This is a genomic window from Mobilicoccus caccae (assembly GCF_030161635.1).
Classification (GTDB): Bacteria; Actinomycetota; Actinomycetes; order Actinomycetales; family Dermatophilaceae; genus Mobilicoccus; species Mobilicoccus caccae.
The window spans coordinates 1-1,024 of record NZ_BSUO01000004.1 but is presented as its reverse complement, the minus strand read 5'-3'; the positions used below and the strand labels follow the sequence as shown (position 1 = coordinate 1,024).

Annotated in this window: 3 protein-coding genes; all 3 read right to left on the bottom strand. The window is 55.4% G+C overall.

The window, feature by feature from the left end:
* Positions 1-332, bottom strand: a 332-nt coding sequence (locus QQK49_RS22435; RefSeq protein WP_284306077.1) for a DDE-type integrase/transposase/recombinase, incomplete at its 3' end; no start/stop codon positions are given.
* Complete coding sequence (locus tag QQK49_RS23535; protein ID WP_431310602.1) at positions 329-748, bottom strand: IS3 family transposase; 420 nt, start codon at positions 746-748, stop codon at positions 329-331. The genes QQK49_RS22435 and QQK49_RS23535, both read right to left, overlap by 4 nt.
* On the bottom strand, positions 708-998 hold the full coding sequence (locus QQK49_RS23530; RefSeq protein ID WP_431310603.1) for a transposase: 291 nt from the start codon (positions 996-998) through the stop codon (positions 708-710). Before QQK49_RS23530 ends, QQK49_RS23535 begins: the two co-directional genes overlap by 41 nt.
* Positions 999-1,024: the final 26 nt, after the last annotated feature.

Genomic DNA, 1,024 nt, shown 5'->3' with positions numbered 1-1,024 from the left:
TCCTCCTCCTTCAGCGACCGGAAGAATCGCTCGATGTATCCGTCAGCATCGGGGTTGTTGTAACCCGTCCGCTCGTGGTTGATTTGGCAGGCCTTCATCGCTTGAATGAACCGTCGACTCGTCATCTGGCAGCCATTGTCGGTTCGCAATGTCAAACCGGCACCTTGAACGCCGTTCGGGAAGCGATAGTTCAGTGCCATATCCACAGCCTTCAGCAGGTCCTCTGTACGGCAGAACCGGGAAAACGAGTACCCCACAATCTCCCGGTCATAAGCATCAATCACGGCAAACAGATATCCCCAGCCGTCTTTCCCACACCACACCTTCGTCATGTCGCACTGGAAATGCTCGTTGGACCTGGTGACCGGTATCTTCCTCGCCGTTTCGCTCGTGAAGCGCTCCGCCTCGGAGTTTTCACCAGCAGCCCCATTTCCTTCATCAACCGGTACACTCGCTTATGGTTCACCCGCAGGTTGTATCGGCGACGCAGCATGACTTGGATTCGCCGGTATCCGTACGTGGGGAATTCTTCGCACAGTTTCCGAATCCACTGTTTGACCAGAGCGTCCTTGTCCACAGAAGGCCGCTTCGGTTTTGGCACAGGCGGCTTCAGCAAACTGTAACAGTACGTCCGGTTCAGCCCGAATGCTCTTGCAATCACTGGGACCGGAAAGCCTTCTTTGGCGAGCTGACAGACCAAAGAACGGCTATTTACTTCCGGCCCCAATTCGATTTTTTCGCAACACATCCACCTGCATCGTGAGTTCACCGATCTTAGCCCGAGCCTCCTGCAACTCTTTCTCCAGCTCCTGCTCCCTCGTAGAGGGTCCGGACTGAAGCCCAGCCCGTCCACCAGTCAGGAACGCTTCACGCCACCTGTAATACAGACTCTGGGCCACGCCATGCCGCCGACATACCTCGCTGATATTCGCACCGGGCATCATGCCCTCGAGCACGATGTTCATCTTCTCGTCCACTGTCCACTTACGTCCCGGCATCATAAACACCTCTACTTCATCTTAAC

Bases quoted from the DNA above. Each gene is read 5' to 3' on its own strand.
- QQK49_RS23535 (WP_431310602.1), bottom strand. From the start codon at position 748: ATGTGTTGCGAAAAAATCGAATTGGGGCCGGAAGTAAATAGCCGTTCT.
- QQK49_RS23530 (WP_431310603.1), bottom strand. From the start codon at position 998: ATGCCGGGACGTAAGTGGACAGTGGACGAGAAGATGAACATCGTGCTC.